The following is a 16,030-nucleotide window of genomic DNA, read 5'->3' on the forward strand; positions in this document are numbered from 1 at the left end:
GCATTACAAAAACAATCCAACTCATGTAAGCTTTTATCAGCAGCAGACATTCGAATATTTAGCATTAAATAGTGATTTTGAGCTATTATTTGCATCGAAAGATCTGGTTTTGATGCAAAAATCATCAAAATCTGATATAAAGCGCATCCTTATTTAGTGCCTTGTAGAAATTGCTCTGCAAGGACGTGTTTAGAAAACCTAACGAGAACATCATGGCTCGCAGTAAAAAAACTCGCAAAGGCGGCGAAAACGGCGCTAAGTTTGCACCTAGAGTAAAAAAAGTTGATCGCAACGCGGTCGATGGTAAAAAATCTGAAACCGGCCGTAAATCAGGCAGCCGTCACAATGAAACCTTGCTTAAACAAGCATCTGGTAACACCGCTGTTAAGAGCAAAGATGTACGTCATGGCAGCAAAAAGCCGGTGGCACTCACTTTACCAACAGCAGTTACTGCGCCATTAGTGGTTAAGCCTAAGCAGCCTAAACTGACTGACGAACAGAAGTTATTGAAACTTGAAGACGATCCAAGACTAAATCAGTTACTTGACCAACTTGAAGAAGGTCGTGATTTATCTGACACTGATCAAAAGTGGTTGAATATTCAATTAGATAAAATTGAGCAACTGATGTTGAGCTTAGGCCTTACTGAAGGTGAAGATACACCAACACAAAGCCCTAAGAAGCAACTGAGCGACGATGAGTTATTAAATCGCTTTGAATCAGGTGCTGATCTGCTTAAAGATTATCAGCTGAAAGATTAATCTGCTCGATGAAAGTAATACCAAGCTCTTTCTTGGTTTGATATCAGAAAACTGGCGCATATCGCGCCAGTTTTGTATTCAAAAAAGGATAAATTGTGTCTACAACCGCCATCGTTATTGCTTTACTCATTATTGTTGCCCTTGCTACCTACGCAACACACTTACTGTTAACGCTTAAACGTAAAACACAAGCTAACCAACAAGCACTTTCTGAACGTCAGGCTAAAGCCGACGAGCGTAGACAACAAATACTGACTGATATCCGTTACATTGCCGCTGCAATGCTAGAAGACCGTTGTGAACTGTCTGAAGGCGTTATGCGCATAGGAAAATTATTTGATGCATTATCCTTATCAGAACAAGTTATGCCAGACTACCCTAACCTGTTTACCCATTATGAGCTGATTAGAAACCATCCTATTATGGAAGCGCGCAAAGAGTTGCCAAAACAACAGCGGATGAAGTTTGATTTTGAACGGATGAAATCAGAAGCAGCATTAGAACAGGTTATTCTAGATGAAGCAAAACGCATTGCTGAGTTTGATAAGCCCACTACTCACTAGCACAACACATTGGTTAACTGTAGATAGGAATAAGAAACGGTGAGCACACAGCCTTTTGCTCTGCATTCATTGATGATAAGTAACTACTGCTGCATACGTTTACCTTACTCACAAAGCCAATGGCAAGTTTAAACAAAGTAACTAACAACATTTATCTCATACCTTAGCCAAATTGAGGTTAAGCATGAAATTAGCACGATTACAGACTATGCTGATAATGCATATCACAAACGAATCAACGTCGATTAACCACATCAACTAGCGGATAAATCGAATAATAACAACAAGAAGCTTTATAAAGCTCAATGATTGGGGTCACACTATGTTCAGTTCACTTTGCTTAGGATTACTCAAAATACTGGGTTGGAAATTTGATGGCCAACTCGATAAAACTAAGCCATGCGTCATTATTGTTGGCCCACATACCAGTAACTGGGATTTCATCATTGGTATTATCGCCCGCAGTGCCTTAGGCACCAAAATCCACTTTTTAGGTAAGCATCAGCTGTTTATTCCACCTTGGGGATGGCTTTTTCGCGCCATGGGCGGCAGCCCTGTCGATAGACGTAAATACAATAACTTAGTTGACGGTGTGGTGCTGTTATTCCAACAAGATCCACTGTATAAACTGGCCTTAGCACCTGAAGGGACACGTAGCCCAGTAACCCGCTGGAAAAGTGGTTTTTACCATATTGCAGCCAAAGCGGATGTTGATATAGTGCCAATCGGATTAGATTTTGGCCGCAAAGCGGTTGTGATTGCCAAACCGTTAAGACCGACGGGAGATATTGAACACGAAATAAATCAGTTAATGGATTTTTACCGTTCAATCAAAGGTTATCATCCAAAAATGGTTCCTGATTATCAGCAGAAATAGCACTGAAATAATTAACGCTCAATTAGCTTATATTGATTAATCAGAAGTGCGACAGTGTTGGATATACAAGAAGTGTCTTACACAGTATTCAGCGTTTTTTATAACACGCTTTCTAAACTCTCAGCGGCTAACACGTAGCTGCCGCCTAAACGTATAACGTGCGTTGGCGTATGGATCCGCACTAAAGATAGCACTAGCCGAGTCGACTCTTGCGAGATGAACACCGGAGACTCACCCCAAAAGGTTACCCCAGCTAAATCAAACCTACTTCGAGTACTGTTAATCTCACCCAAAAATTCAGTGTCTGTGGCGCTAATGGTACTGCGGGTGATCTTCATCTTTTTCTGCTGCACGCCTATGCGACTAGACTTGATTGTTACAATCGAATCACTCATCGTGAGTTGGTTGACATCAACATTGTCAATGAACACCAATTTACAGTCTTCAATAAAGAGCTGATCATAATGCCCAGAAAAATATTGTTGGCTATCTTGATAGCATTTGCCAATACGCTGACTGCTATTTTCTGAATGTTGATCACGAGCCAAAGCTTTAGCATTAGAAGGAGAAGTCGATGCTAGACCCGTTAATAACATTTGATTAAAGATGTGTTGGTGAGACTTCATCGGTACATGCCCTGCACCAGCAATAACCTTTAGCTGTGCAGTAGGTAATACATGCAGCAGTGCTTCAGCGGTCCGCAGTGGCGCAACTTGATCATCGGCGCCCCAAATTAACTGCGTAGCAGGCATCTGTTGGTAATTAAGCACAGAGAAGTTTTGTTCCATTAATGCTAATGCCGCATTAGTGTTGGTTTGTTCGCCAATGGTCATATTACGAATAGACTCATTACGACTTAACCATTTCGTTGGATCTAACCCAGTTCCGGTTTTCTCAAGCATCTTATCTGCAAAATTATCAACCCGCGCTAACACTCGGCGTAAGCCTTGTGGTAATTCGCTATTAGCTATATCTCGCTTCGAAATCTGTTTTAAGTAGGCAGTCCGGTCCAAAATACCAGCAGCATCTACCAGCACAAGTTGTTCAATTTTGCCGGGGTACTGGCTAGCATAGTATAAGCTAATCGCCGCCCCCATCGAATGTCCCACAAGATGTACCTGAGCATTGGGATGGCGATAATGGCTAATAACCCAATCGATCACCTTGGCATATTCTTTAGGTGAATAGGTAAATACAGCACCTTGCGATAGACCAAAACCAGGTAAATCGATAGCAACTACATGATACTGCGTTGCTAACGCAGGAATCACCGTTAACCAGTCTTTAGAAGCCAACTCCCCTAAGCCGTGAATAAGAACAACGGTGTCACGGTGCTCGAGCCCTGCTTGTAGCACAAACAGCGGGGTTTGATGGCTTGGTACTATTACACGTTCAAAGTGATAGCTTGTTGGGTAATCAGCTAACTCTGCGGCGGTTAACGGTTCGGCTGTCACTGGTTTTGCAGCGCCTATTGAGCGAACTTGCCTATTGATGTCATTAAACCAATTAGCTTGCACGGGCATCGCCGACCACAGCAACAGCAATGATACTAATACCAATAATTTAACCACTGCAGATATCGCCTATCAGACAGCTTATCAATGCTGTTCGGTCCATTGCTTTATACTGCGAAGGTCTGTACCTGTCGGGTTTTGGAATGCACGTAAACCAAACTCAGGTAGCACGGCAAAAATGTGGTCAAAAATGTCTGCCTGAATTGCTTCATAGTAGGTCCAGCGAATGTCATTGGTAAAAATATACAGCTCTATCGGCAAACCTTCAGTGGTTGGTGCTAGCTGCCTAACCATTAAGGTCATGTCTTTATGTACTTTGTCATGACGACGTAAATACTCTTGTAAGTATGCTCTGAATGTTCCGATATTAGTTAAGCGGCGGCCATTCACCTTCATATCAATATCGCTCACGTTGGCATTGGCAACACTGATTTCACTGAACACTTGTGGTAAATACTCTTTCAAATAATTGACTTTGCCTAAGCGGATACGTTCGTCATCGGTCAAAAACTGAATGCTATTTACGTCGATATTAATTGATCGCTTAATCCGTCGACCACCCGACTCGGACATGCCGCGCCAGTTCTTAAATGCATCTGACACCAATGCATAAGCTGGGATCATGGTGATGGTATTGTCCCAGTTTCGTACTTTAACGGTGGTCAACGTTACATCTTCAACTGCGCCATCTGCAGCGTATTTATCCATTTGGATCCAATCGCCTTTACTCACCATGCGGTTAGCAGCAAGCTGAATCCCAGCAACGAAGCCCAAAATGGTGTCTCGAAACACCAACATGACCAAACCGGTAGCAACACCTAAACCACTAAAGAAATAAATAGGCGACTGGTCGGCTAGAATGGCAAAAACAACAATTAACCCAATAAAAAATAGGAATAACTTAGTCAACTGAACAAAACTTTTTACCGGTAAACGGCGATTAACATGATTAATATCAGCAATTTCATCAATCGCATTTAACCCGCTATACACAGCTCGAATAATAAAAAACACTAACAAAGCGCTAAGGAAACGATCAATAAAAGCGCTGATCAACTCATGCTCGGTGAGCACAATAGGGATCAATAAATCGAGGATTAAAATGGGGATCAAAATAGCGAGACGTTCAAACACATTAAAGCGCATGAAAATATCGTCCCAAGTGACCGAAGACCGGCGGATCACGGCATTCACACCGTGAACTACAAATCGATGGGTAATGTAATAACTTAAACCTGCCACAATCACACAAGCCAAAATTAATATCGATGTCGCGACACCATCCGATGGTTGGCTATTAATACCCAAACGGGTTAACCAAGCCGCAATTTCAATCCGCACTTCTGTATTCACAAACAAATCCTTAGCCACGTTTGCCCTTTACTCAATCAAAAGACTTAAATTAAACCGCATAAATGCAAGCAAACATTCACAGGCTTATCAGTGTGCTCATTATGCATGGTGTTGATGTATAACGTTACCGAAACATCGACTCTATCGGTCAAGATGATCAATTTAATGCAAGTTACTATTTTCATGATTATGTTAACAGTTGCAATGAATGTGAGTATACCCACACAAGATTAAACAAAAATTAGCTTTGACGCGGTGGCAATAAAAGACAATAAAAAAGGACCTTGCGGTCCTTTGTCAAATTACTCTAAACATATCCTATTCATGACATGTAGTTTCACTCAATTAAAAACTCGGTAACATGCCCTTCGGTAGTAATCGGTTAAAACTGGCGCTATACAACAAGTCGACCGAGTTCTCGATATCAGGTGAAAAATAACGGTCCTTATCATAAAACGTCACTATTTCACGAAGCTCGGCTTTGGCCATTGCTACGGCGGCGCTTGGTTGCAAAGGCTTTCTAAAGTCTAACCCTTGCGCAGCAGCTAACAACTCAATAGCCAATACTCCACGGGTATTTTCGCTCATGTAGCGTAAACGTCGTGCAGCAAACGTCGCCATCGACACGTGATCTTCTTGGTTTGCCGATGTCGGCAAACTGTCTACCGAGGCAGGATGTGCATAGGTTTTGTTTTCCGATGCGAGTGCAGCTGCGGTGACCTGAGCAATCATAAAGCCAGAATTTACCCCACCGTTATCCACTAAAAATGGCGGTAGCTTAGACAAACTAGAATCAATCAACAACGCCATTCTTCGTTCCGAAATAGAGCCCATTTCAGCAATCGCAATCGCGAGGTTATCAGCCGCCATCGCAACGGGTTCGGCATGGAAGTTACCACCCGAAATAATATCGCCCGTATCTTGGAACACCAATGGATTATCGGTAACGCCGTTTGCCTCAGCGCCAAGCACTTCTGCTGCTTGACGAATTTGGGTTAAGCACGCTCCTAATACCTGTGGCTGACAGCGCAGTGAATATGGATCTTGCACTTTTTCGCAATTGGTATGGCTTAGGCTAATTTCCGATTCATTAGTGAGCAAATGACGGAAAATGGCTGCTGAGTCAATTTGGCCTTTTTGCCCACGCGCAGCATGAATACGCGCATCAAACGGACTACGACTGCCCATAGCGGCTTCAACACTCATGGCGCCAATAATTGAACTGGCGGCAAACAAGTCTTCTGCATTAAACAAACCTTCAAGCGCCAGCGCTGTTGATGCCTGGGTACCATTCAGTAACGCTAACCCTTCTTTGGCTGCTAATTCAATAGGTTTTAGCCCAGCAATCTCAAGACCTTCCACTGCTGAGATAATCAGCCCCTGATAGCTCATTTCGCCTTCACCTAACAAAGGTAAACACATGTGAGCTAATGGCGCTAAGTCACCCGATGCCCCGACTGAGCCTTTTTCTGGCACACACGGATACACTCCGGCATTCACTAGCTGAATGAGAAACTCGATAACCTCTAAACGAATACCTGAAAAACCGCGGCTTAATGAGTTAATTTTTAACACCATCATTAAGCGCACGGTAGCATCTTGCATGTATTTACCAATGCCTGCTGCGTGGGACAATACAATAGAGCGTTGCAATAATTGCAGATCTTCTGGAACAATTTTAGTGTTAGCTAACAAACCAAAGCCAGTATTAATGCCATATACAGTTCGGCCTTCGCGTAACACTTGTTGGACGATTTCAGCACTTTGATTAATGTCTTTAATCGCTTCTTTCGCAAGGGTCAGCTTGACACTATTACGGCTGATCGCACGAGTCTGCGCTAATGTCAGCGTACCTGGAATAAGTTCAAATGAATAAGTCGACATGGATTAAGCTCCTAACATTGGCAGGTCTAAGCCTTGCTCTTTGGCACAATTTTTTGCAATGTCATAGCCAGCATCTGCATGGCGCATTACTCCTGTAGCAGGGTCGTTCCACAATACTCTGCCTAAACGTACCGCAGCTTCATCGGTTCCGTCGGCCACTATCACCACTCCAGAATGTTGACTAAAGCCCATACCAACGCCGCCACCATGATGCAATGACACCCAAGTTGCACCACTAGCCGTATTGAGTAAGGCATTCATTAATGGCCAATCTGACACCGCATCAGAGCCGTCTAACATGGCTTCTGTTTCTCGATTTGGGCTGGCAACTGAGCCAGAATCTAAGTGATCACGACCGATAACAATTGGTGCCGATAACTCACCGTTTTTGACCATTTCATTAAAAGCTAACGCTAAGCGGGCACGATCTTTAAGCCCTACCCAGCAAATACGTGCAGGTAAGCCTTGAAACGCAATACGCTCACGCGCCATGTCGAGCCAATTGTGTAACTGCGGATTATCTGGAATAAGCTCTTTGACTTTGGCATCTGTTTTGTAGATATCTTCCGGATCGCCAGACAAGGCTACCCAACGGAATGGTCCAATGCCTTCACAAAATAACGGCCGCACATATGCTGGCACAAACCCAGGGAAGTCGAACGCATTCGTTACGCCTTCTTCAAAGGCCATTTGGCGAATATTGTTACCATAATCTGTGGTTGCTGCACCGGCTGCCTGCAATGCCAACATTGCTCTAACTTGCACCGCCATTGATTGCTTCGCTGCTTTAACGACTGCCGCTTCGTCAGTTTTACGCATTTTAGCAGCGTATTCTAAGCTCCAGCCTTGAGGTAAATAGCCGTTTAATGGGTCGTGCGCGGAGGTTTGATCGGTTACCACATCAGGCACAATGCCGCGGGTCACTAGCTCAGTAAACACATCGGCAGCATTGGCTAATAAGCCGACAGAAACAGGCTTGCCGCTTTGGTTTGCTTCGTAAATCATCGCTAATGCTTGATCTAATGAAGTGGCTTTTTTGTCGACGTAACCAGTACGCATGCGAAAATCGATACGGGTTTCATCTACTTCACAGGTTAATACCGAATAACCCGCCATAGTACCAGCCAGTGGTTGTGCGCCACCCATGCCGCCTAAACCGCCGGTTAAAATCCACTTACCCGCTGACGAGCCATTAAAGTGCTGTTTAGCCATGGCGACAAACGTTTCGTAAGTACCTTGCACAATGCCTTGCGAACCAATATAAATCCACGAACCCGCAGTCATTTGGCCATACATGGCCAAACCTTTCTTATCCAGTTCGTTAAAGTGTTCCCAGTTAGCCCAATGTGGCACTAGGTTTGAATTAGCAATAATGACCCGTGGCGCATTGCTATGAGTGGTAAACACCCCAACAGGTTTACCCGACTGCACCAATAAGGTTTGATCGTCTTCAAGGCGTTTAAGCACCTCAATAATTTTGTCGTAGCTTTGCCAGTCGCGCGCGGCGCGGCCAATGCCGCCGTACACCACTAAATCTTCTGGGCGTTCGGCAACATCAGGGTGTAAGTTGTTCATTAACATGCGCATCGCAGCTTCGGTTAGCCAACTTTTACACTGTAATTGAGTACCGTGCGGCGCAATAATGCGACGGCTTGGATCATGTCTTTTATCCATATTTTCCTCTTCAACCGATTAATTCGATTTGGTTTTTTATTGGTCTTGTTGTTTATGTTTAATGTCTTACAGTTTTCAATTTCGAGACCACCATTTAACGTGCAAACGTTAAATGGCCGCCTAGTTTAAATTTGCTACCCGGATGAACTAAACGAGCAAAACTGACAACACCTTGGCGTGACCAGGTACGACGTAAAATTTGTAAACAGGGTTCAGTCGCTGCAATGGCTAAACGTTGTTGTAACAGCTCGTTAGCCATAATGGCTTCAACGGTATGTTTAGCCTCTGTCAGTGGTGCCACCGCCGATAAATATTCATGGGGAGTATGTGAGCTAAAATCTTGTTGTAGGTAATCAGGCACAAGCAGTGGGTTCACATAACGCTCTTCAACTTGTAATGGTAAGCCTTGTTCGCAATGTACCAACACCGAATAAAATACAGGGCTGCCCAATTCCAGCCCCAGTGCATTAGCCACCGCAGTGCTGGCCTCAATTTGTGTCAATTCAAGCTGGTTAACACTGTAGCCATGGCCACGGTCTTTTATCTCGTCGGCAATATTACGAATAGCCAGCAATGACGATTGCGACTTTAATCCCGCCACAAACGTACCCACTCCCTGAGTGCGCTCTAACACGCCCGAGTCCACCAGCTCAGTTAACGCCCGCCTTGCTGTCATACGGCTACAGGCGAACAATTCAGTTAACTGATTTTCAGACGGCACTCGGTCGTTTTCTTGCCATTCGCCCGTTTCAATACGGCTCAAAATGAATTGTTTTATCTGGGCAAACTTTGCTTGGGCCATATCAGCAGCTCTCGGTTTTTTAGACAATAATGTCATTGCTGTTTAAAAACACATCATTCATCCTACCTTGTATATACAAGTTAAAACAAGTATTGTTTAGCAATCAATAATTAATGCATTTTTAGGGGTTTTCATGTCGTGGGATCAAGTGTGGATTGATGTAAACGTGGCCACCATGGATACCAATATCCAAGGTACTTACGGCGTAATACCTCAAGCGGCTATCGCAGTAAAAGATGGCAAAATTGCTTGGGTTGGCCCGCGCAGTGAACTACCTGAATTTGATGTACTGGCAACCCCAGTTTACAGAGGAAAAGGCGGCTGGATAACACCTGGGCTTATCGATGCACACACCCACTTAGTCTTTGCTGGTAATCGCGCCAACGAATTTGAACAACGTTTACAAGGCGCGACTTACGCCGAAATAGCTCGCGCAGGTGGCGGCATAATTTCAACGGTTAATGCTTGTCGCGATGCCGATGAAGCTGAACTATTTGAACTAGGCCGACAACGCTTAAATGCCCTAGCCAGAGAAGGCGTCACCACGGTTGAAATTAAATCCGGTTACGGTTTAAACACCGAAACAGAACTTAAATTATTGCGCGTTGCACGTGAGCTAGGCGAACATCATCATATTGATGTGAGCACGACGTTTTTAGGCGCCCATGCGATTCCGCCAGAATATAAAGACAATGCAGATGCGTATATCGACCTCGTCATTAATGACATGCTCCCCGCGGTAATCGCCGAAAACCTTGCTGACGCCGTCGATGTATTTTGTGAAAATATCGCCTTTAATCTTGAGCAAACTGAGCGAGTATTAACTGCGGCCAAGCAAGCGGGATTACAAATTAAACTGCATGCCGAGCAATTAACCAATATGGGCGGCAGCGCCTTAGCGGCCAAGCTTGGGGCTAAATCGGTCGATCATATTGAGTTTCTAGATGAAGCAGGTGTTAAAGCCATAAGCGAAAGTGGTACCTGTGCAACCTTACTACCCGGCGCATTTTACTTTTTACGCGAAACCCAATTACCGCCAATCGACTTACTGCGCCAATACAAGGTGCCAATGGTTATTGCCAGCGATTTTAATCCGGGGTCATCGCCTATTTGCTCCACCTTATTAATGCTCAATATGGCTTGCACCTTATTCAGACTCACCCCAGAAGAAGCCTTACAAGGTGTGACCATTAATGCCGCAAAAGCACTTGGTATCGACAATAATGTCGGCAGTATTACCGTAGGTAAACAAGCTGATTTTTGTTTGTGGGATATCACCACTCCAGCACAATTAGCTTATGCTTACGGGGTAAACCTGTGTAAAACCGTTGTCAAAAATGGTCAGGTAGTTGCGCTACCCAATTAAACAGTTAAATAATTGGGCTCAACTTTTCTCAATCAAATAACCCACAACTTCAGTTCAAACTCATAACTAATATTTAGCACCACTGGCGATAATGTCTATCTCCAGTGGTGCTGCTATGTACGTCACCTTAAATCCCAACTTCAGATTTATTAAACTATTAGGCAATAAAACCGTGATTTTAAGGTCAGTTTCATTTAGGCTGACTACATTAATGAACAATCGTTCAATTTATTAATATCAGTTCACTGGCAACAACAGTGAGATGAATACTCGATAAGTTCTTTTAACCAACATCACATTGCCAGAGGTTTTATGAAAATCCGTGTTTTATTATCGCTTGCGACAGCTTTTTTTATGCTTAATACCAGTAGCGCTTTTGCTAAAGATCCAGCAGATACTGCGGTGCAAGCACCATCAGTTAAGCCTAAAGTGATTATTTTTGATGTAAATGAAACCTTGTTAGATCTTGAAAATATGCGCGCCTCTGTGGGTAAAGCACTTAATGGCCGTGAAGATTTACTGCCATTATGGTTCTCAACCATGCTGCACCATTCTTTAGTGGTTTCCGCTACTGGTGATTACCAAACGTTTGGTAGCATTGGCGTTGCGTCATTGCAAATGGTCGCCGAAATCAACGGCATTGCCATCACGCCAGAACAAGCTAAAACCGCCATTCTAACGCCACTTCGTTCATTACCAGCCCACCCAGATGTAGCGGAAGGTTTGGCTAAATTGAAGGCCCAAGGCTACAAACTAGTCACCTTAACCAACTCATCATTAGAAGGCGTAACCTTACAGCTTAAAAACGCTAATTTAAGCCAGTATTTTGATGCCAACTTAAGCATAGAATCTGTTGGGGTATTTAAGCCGCATTTAAAAACGTACCAATGGGCCATTAAAGATTTAGGCGTTAATGCAAACGAAGCGTTAATGGTTGCCGCACACGGTTGGGATATTGCCGGTGCAGATAAAGCAGGCTTACAAACCGCCTTTATTCGTCGCCAAGGTAAAGTGTTGTTCCCGCTAGCAGCGCAACCAGACTACAACGTACTGGATGTAAACGAATTAGCCAGCACCCTAGCTAAGTTCAACTAGCCTTAACGATTATCGCCCAGTATTAACTGGGCGATAAATTTACAACGGCAATGAGTATTCCCTCTATATAGGCACATCAATCTCCCCCCCCCTCAAGACGACTTGCACTGCCCTTGCCATTAACCATTAATTAACATTTAATGGATGCTGATTAATCGTCGTCATAAAAAGGGAAAACCGATGAGAAAGGAATATTTAGCGCTATCAGTGGCATTAAGCTTGGCTAGTTTAAGCGCAAACACCATGGCACAAACCACACTGGTGCATCACGTTAATGGCTACACGCTCGTTGACGGAAAACTGCAAACCTTCAATGCTATCCAATTTACTGACGACAAAATTGATCGACTATTTACCTTAAACCAAGCCTTACCGAGTGCAACTGATATCACCTCAATTGATGGTAAAGGTAAAACCTTATTACCTGGATTAATCGACGCCCACGGTCATGTGCTAGGTTATGGTTTGAGTTTATTAACCGCAGACTTAACCAACACCAGTAGCGAACAACAAGCCGTTGAACGCGCGCAAGCATTTAGTAAAAACAACCCGACTGATGGATGGTTAATGGGCCGAGGTTGGAACCAAGAGTTATGGGACAGCAAACAATTCCCGACTAAAGAAAGCCTAGATAAAGCCTTTAAAGCTAATCCGGTATCATTTGGCCGAGTTGACGGTCATGCCATTTGGGTTAACAGCAAAGCGTTAGCACTCGCGGGAATTTCGTCAACCACAGTGGCACCAGAAGGCGGTGAAATTGTCAAAGACGAGCAAGGTAATCCTACTGGTGTATTAATCGATAATGCGATGAATTTAGTGTTTAACATCGTCCCCGATCTCAATCAGCAGCAATTACAATCAACCTTAACCCTAGCGATGGATAGCCTAGCGTCATACGGGCTAACCAGTGTGCACGATGCCGGCATCAACATCGACAACATCAAGGCATACCAGCAATTAGCAGCGAACAATGCCATGAGCGTGCGAGTTAATGGCATGCTGTCAGTGGAAGACCCTCGCTTTACTAGCATTTTAAAACAAGGCCACATCACCACTGCCGATAACATGTTTAAAGTCGACAGCGTTAAAATATCAGCCGATGGCGCGCTTGGCAGCCGTGGTGCGGCGTTAATCAAAGAATATTCAGACCAACCCGGCCATAAAGGCTTAATGCTGTATTCAGACGATCAACTCGGCAAACTGATTTTACAGTCGATGAAAGCAGGCTTTCAGGTTAATACCCACGCCATTGGCGACAACGCCAATCAAGTGGTGCTCGATAAATACCAAACCGCCATTGCAGCAACCGACTCAAAAGCATTACGCCATCGCATTGAACATGCACAAATTCTCGATTTAGCCGACATACCGCGTTTTTCCAAACTTGGGGTTATCGCATCGATTCAAGCAACCCACGCCACCAGCGACAAAAACATGGCCGAAAACCGTTTAGGTAAAGCCCGCTTGGCCGGTGCTTATGCGTGGCGCAAGCTGTTAAACGCTAATGCCGTCATCGCCAATGGTTCAGACTTCCCTATTGAATCGCCAAACCCATTTTTTGGATTGCATGCATCCGTAACTCGCCAAGACCATGTTAACCAACCACTCGACGGCTGGCTCGCTACTGAAAAACTATCACGCATCGAAGCACTCAAAAGCTTCACCATTGACGCCGCCTACGCAGGCCATCAAGAGCAGCTTTTAGGCTCATTAGAACCCGGTAAAAAAGCAGACTTTATCCTAGTCGAAGATGACTATTTTACAATCGACCCACAACAGATCTGGCAAAACAAAGTCATCGCCACCTGGGTCAACGGCCGCAAGGTATTTGCAAAAGAGTAAGCTGCATTGAGTAGGGTTTATTGATAAGTAAGATAAGTAGAATTGGTTTTAATAACGTTTCAGCCTGTGTGCCAAAGTGACACAGGCATTGCTTGTTGTACGTTTTAACACCATAATAGCCATGTGACACTTTGGCACAATTGGAGATTATATTATGGCGACTACTTTACCTCGCATCACCGCTAGAGTTGATGTCGACACCCAAGATTTACTGACAAAGGCAGCAGCAATTGCTGGTATGTCGAGTATTAATTCATTTGTGCTAAGTGCCGCAATCGAAAAAGCCAAACAAATCATTGAGCGTGAACAAGTACTAAAACTAAGTCAAACAGATGCGATGTTGCTTATGGAAGCACTCGATAGTCCAGCAACACCAAACTCAAAACTCAAAGCGGCTTCTGAACGTTACGAAAGCAAAACCCAATCATGAAGACGGTACTTTTAGATAAAACTAAACACGATAGAAACCGATTCAAATGTGGTATTGACGCTCTTAATAATTACTTAAAAGTCATGGCGAGTCAGCAAGCAAAGAAAGACAACTGCAGAACGTTTGTTTTAGAAGATGATAACGATAACTCGCATATTATCGGCTTTTATACCTTAACAATGACACCCATTGACTTAAAGGCGTTGCCGGATAAGCTACAGAAAAAGTATCAATCATCAACCTCTGGCGGCCTAATAGCCCGCTTAGCAATCGATGACCGTTATAAAGGCCAAGGCTTTGGCGAATGGTTACTTATTGATGCACTACGAAAACTGTTAGCGGCAAGTGATAGCGTAGCATTCCCAGTAGTCATTGTTGACGCAAAAGATGGCGCAACACACTTCTACGAACACTATGGATTTCAGGCTTTTCAAGACGCAGAAAACAAACTGTTCATCACCATTGCAGATGTAAGAGCAAGCTTAAGTTAATTAACTAAAAGCATTTAGAAACTAAAGAACGCAGTAACACACTGTTCAACGTTGATAATTGGCCTTCGCTTCGCTTGACTATGTTAACTAGATTTTTGAGGGTGAAATTTAAGAAAACGATAGTAAAACTCTGCTCCACTTTCACAAGATACGTCCAAACTACCTTCGTATAAGCATTTAAGAGCTCTCTCGATCGCAGCTTCAATTAGATCCACCAACATCGTTGGATTAATAATTGTAGACATGCTTTCATCCAAATTGTGAAAATCACCATTCCACTGAGTTTCGGGGTATTTAATCAGTTCAGTTGAATCTTTATCAAATACGAAACTATGATTTGGTTGATTGCCTCGTTCACTTTTAGATAAGCATGATGCTGTATGTAAAAATGAATTCCTGAGAGCATACAAAGTCTTTGTATCATTGTCATTTTTAGAAAAATCACAGAAATAATATAGAGATTTTTTTATTGAGCTTGCATTTTCATCACTGTAAGTAGGCATATCACTTCTTGAATAACAGAACCCAAGTTGATCTAAAACAGTGAACGCTGCGGCAACAGGTAAGAAGTTTTGAGAATACATATTAAATTTAACATGTCTAATTTCACCTATAACGAGCGGAAGAACTGAACATATTTGACCATGCTTTATATCATTAAAGCTTCTACCATTCAGATGAACAAATGCCAATTCCTCGAGTGTTAGTTCGTTAAGCTGTTTTTCTTTAATAGCTTTGTAAAAATCGATATATTCCATTTTTCCTCATTGAAATCGAGTAGCTTATGAGCGACTAGCCAAGTAATTAAATAGTTTAAGTTATTGATTATTATCATCCTACATTTGCTATCTATTTAGTGTAAAGCAATTAAATCTATTCATGTTGCCTTTACATATAGGCGACTAAGACTACAAACAAAAAGAATATGTGAGCAGACTAAAACCACTAGGATTCAATAACATTGAGGACGTTGAAGAAAATAGCGTGAGTCCAGACATGGATGTCTGGCTAGCTTTCGAGGTACAGGATGTACCACCGAAAGCGTTAGCATTTTCGAATAGGACCGAAGAACACCAAAACGAAGTCAAAAGCTGGATTCAACCACGTCGCGAAATTATCGCTTTTCAGATAATTTTGATGTGGCGGCTGGGAGTTCCAAGAGGGAACAGCCGTTGGTTTCCTCTTGGTCTGGTGTGGGCGAAGCGCCACGACGTTAGTGGCCGCAGGCCATAAAGCCTAAATAAAAGAAAGAGCTGGATTCCGGCTCAAAAGCATTACCGGAATAATGAGATGGACCCACCCTTCTAATCGGCTTCATAGTGAGCCATGATAAGTTTGTACACTTTATCAACAAAGGGCGGGTCCGAATATGAAGATT

The 16,030-nt window shown here is 43.4% G+C and carries 14 protein-coding genes and 1 pseudogene; 9 read left to right on the forward strand and 6 right to left on the reverse strand.

Features of this window, described 5'->3' with window-relative positions:
* The 4 genes and pseudogenes from H5202_RS24230 to H5202_RS09750 all read left to right on the forward strand — a co-directional run.
* A pseudogene (locus H5202_RS24230) lies at window positions 1-157 on the forward strand (methyltransferase); the annotation flags it as partial.
* Window positions 158-212: 55 nt separating this feature from the next.
* The gene (gene yihI, locus H5202_RS09740) at window positions 213-761 is read left to right on the forward strand and encodes a Der GTPase-activating protein YihI (protein ID WP_182771904.1); all 549 of its coding nucleotides are present in this window, start codon (window positions 213-215) and stop codon (window positions 759-761) included.
* Between the two features lie 95 nt (window positions 762-856).
* The gene (locus H5202_RS09745; RefSeq protein ID WP_182771905.1) at window positions 857-1,324 is read left to right on the forward strand and encodes a DUF2489 domain-containing protein; all 468 of its coding nucleotides are present in this window, start codon (window positions 857-859) and stop codon (window positions 1,322-1,324) included.
* A 322-nt stretch (window positions 1,325-1,646) separates the two neighbouring features.
* The gene (locus H5202_RS09750; RefSeq protein WP_182750065.1) at window positions 1,647-2,201 is read left to right on the forward strand and encodes a lysophospholipid acyltransferase family protein; all 555 of its coding nucleotides are present in this window, start codon (window positions 1,647-1,649) and stop codon (window positions 2,199-2,201) included.
* Between the two features lie 98 nt (window positions 2,202-2,299).
* Here H5202_RS09750 and H5202_RS09755 read toward each other — a convergent pair whose 3' ends face one another.
* The 5 genes from H5202_RS09755 to hutC form a co-directional block, all read right to left on the reverse strand.
* On the reverse strand, window positions 2,300-3,772 hold the full coding sequence (locus H5202_RS09755; protein WP_182771906.1) for an alpha/beta fold hydrolase: 1,473 nt from the start codon (window positions 3,770-3,772) through the stop codon (window positions 2,300-2,302).
* 27 nt (window positions 3,773-3,799) lie between these two features.
* Window positions 3,800-5,068: a mechanosensitive ion channel family protein gene (locus H5202_RS09760; RefSeq protein ID WP_011639360.1), complete on the reverse strand. Its 1,269-nt coding sequence runs from the start codon at window positions 5,066-5,068 to the stop codon at window positions 3,800-3,802.
* A 345-nt stretch (window positions 5,069-5,413) separates the two neighbouring features.
* Window positions 5,414-6,952: a histidine ammonia-lyase gene (gene hutH, locus H5202_RS09765; RefSeq protein ID WP_182771907.1), complete on the reverse strand. Its 1,539-nt coding sequence runs from the start codon at window positions 6,950-6,952 to the stop codon at window positions 5,414-5,416.
* A gap of 3 nt (window positions 6,953-6,955) precedes the next feature.
* On the reverse strand, window positions 6,956-8,626 hold the full coding sequence (gene hutU / locus H5202_RS09770; RefSeq protein ID WP_182771908.1) for a urocanate hydratase: 1,671 nt from the start codon (window positions 8,624-8,626) through the stop codon (window positions 6,956-6,958).
* A gap of 94 nt (window positions 8,627-8,720) precedes the next feature.
* Entirely contained in the window at window positions 8,721-9,428 is a 708-nt protein-coding gene (hutC, locus tag H5202_RS09775) for a histidine utilization repressor (protein ID WP_123778179.1), read from the reverse strand.
* 133 nt (window positions 9,429-9,561) lie between these two features.
* Between hutC and hutI the strand changes: the two genes are divergently transcribed.
* The 5 genes from hutI to H5202_RS09800 all read left to right on the forward strand — a co-directional run bounded on the left by hutI (window position 9,562) and on the right by H5202_RS09800 (window position 14,652).
* Window positions 9,562-10,794 carry an imidazolonepropionase gene (hutI, locus tag H5202_RS09780; RefSeq protein ID WP_182771909.1) on the forward strand — a complete coding sequence of 411 codons (1,233 nt, stop codon included), beginning with the start codon at window positions 9,562-9,564 and terminating at the stop codon, window positions 10,792-10,794.
* Window positions 10,795-11,112: 318 nt separating this feature from the next.
* The gene (locus H5202_RS09785) at window positions 11,113-11,889 is read left to right on the forward strand and encodes a haloacid dehalogenase type II (protein ID WP_443019394.1); all 777 of its coding nucleotides are present in this window, start codon (window positions 11,113-11,115) and stop codon (window positions 11,887-11,889) included.
* Between the two features lie 180 nt (window positions 11,890-12,069).
* Window positions 12,070-13,731: an amidohydrolase gene (locus H5202_RS09790; RefSeq protein ID WP_182771911.1), complete on the forward strand. Its 1,662-nt coding sequence runs from the start codon at window positions 12,070-12,072 to the stop codon at window positions 13,729-13,731.
* Window positions 13,732-13,885: 154 nt separating this feature from the next.
* Entirely contained in the window at window positions 13,886-14,161 is a 276-nt protein-coding gene (locus tag H5202_RS09795; RefSeq protein WP_182771912.1) for a type II toxin-antitoxin system TacA family antitoxin, read from the forward strand.
* Window positions 14,155-14,652 carry a GNAT family N-acetyltransferase gene (locus tag H5202_RS09800; protein ID WP_182771914.1) on the forward strand — a complete coding sequence of 166 codons (498 nt, stop codon included), beginning with the start codon at window positions 14,155-14,157 and terminating at the stop codon, window positions 14,650-14,652. The genes H5202_RS09795 and H5202_RS09800 overlap by 7 nt, the downstream gene beginning before the upstream one ends.
* 83 nt (window positions 14,653-14,735) lie before the next feature.
* Here the strand turns inward: H5202_RS09800 and H5202_RS09805 are convergent, their stop codons facing one another.
* A complete protein-coding gene (locus tag H5202_RS09805; protein ID WP_182771913.1) occupies window positions 14,736-15,410 on the reverse strand; it encodes a hypothetical protein in 675 nt (224 codons plus the stop codon).
* Window positions 15,411-16,030 lie beyond the last annotated feature (620 nt).

Source organism: Shewanella sp. SG41-4, assembly GCF_014164505.1.
GTDB lineage: Bacteria > Pseudomonadota > Gammaproteobacteria > Enterobacterales > Shewanellaceae > Shewanella.

Bases quoted from the DNA above. Each gene is read 5' to 3' on its own strand.
- yihI (WP_182771904.1), top strand. From the start codon at position 213: ATGGCTCGCAGTAAAAAAACTCGCAAAGGCGGCGAAAACGGCGCTAAG.
- H5202_RS09750 (WP_182750065.1), top strand. From the start codon at position 1,647: ATGTTCAGTTCACTTTGCTTAGGATTACTCAAAATACTGGGTTGGAAA.
- hutH (WP_182771907.1), bottom strand. From the start codon at position 6,952: ATGTCGACTTATTCATTTGAACTTATTCCAGGTACGCTGACATTAGCG.
- hutU (WP_182771908.1), bottom strand. From the start codon at position 8,626: ATGGATAAAAGACATGATCCAAGCCGTCGCATTATTGCGCCGCACGGT.
- hutC (WP_123778179.1), bottom strand. From the start codon at position 9,428: ATGGCCCAAGCAAAGTTTGCCCAGATAAAACAATTCATTTTGAGCCGT.
- hutI (WP_182771909.1), top strand. From the start codon at position 9,562: ATGTCGTGGGATCAAGTGTGGATTGATGTAAACGTGGCCACCATGGAT.
- H5202_RS09790 (WP_182771911.1), top strand. From the start codon at position 12,070: ATGAGAAAGGAATATTTAGCGCTATCAGTGGCATTAAGCTTGGCTAGT.
- H5202_RS09795 (WP_182771912.1), top strand. From the start codon at position 13,886: ATGGCGACTACTTTACCTCGCATCACCGCTAGAGTTGATGTCGACACC.
- H5202_RS09805 (WP_182771913.1), bottom strand. From the start codon at position 15,410: ATGGAATATATCGATTTTTACAAAGCTATTAAAGAAAAACAGCTTAAC.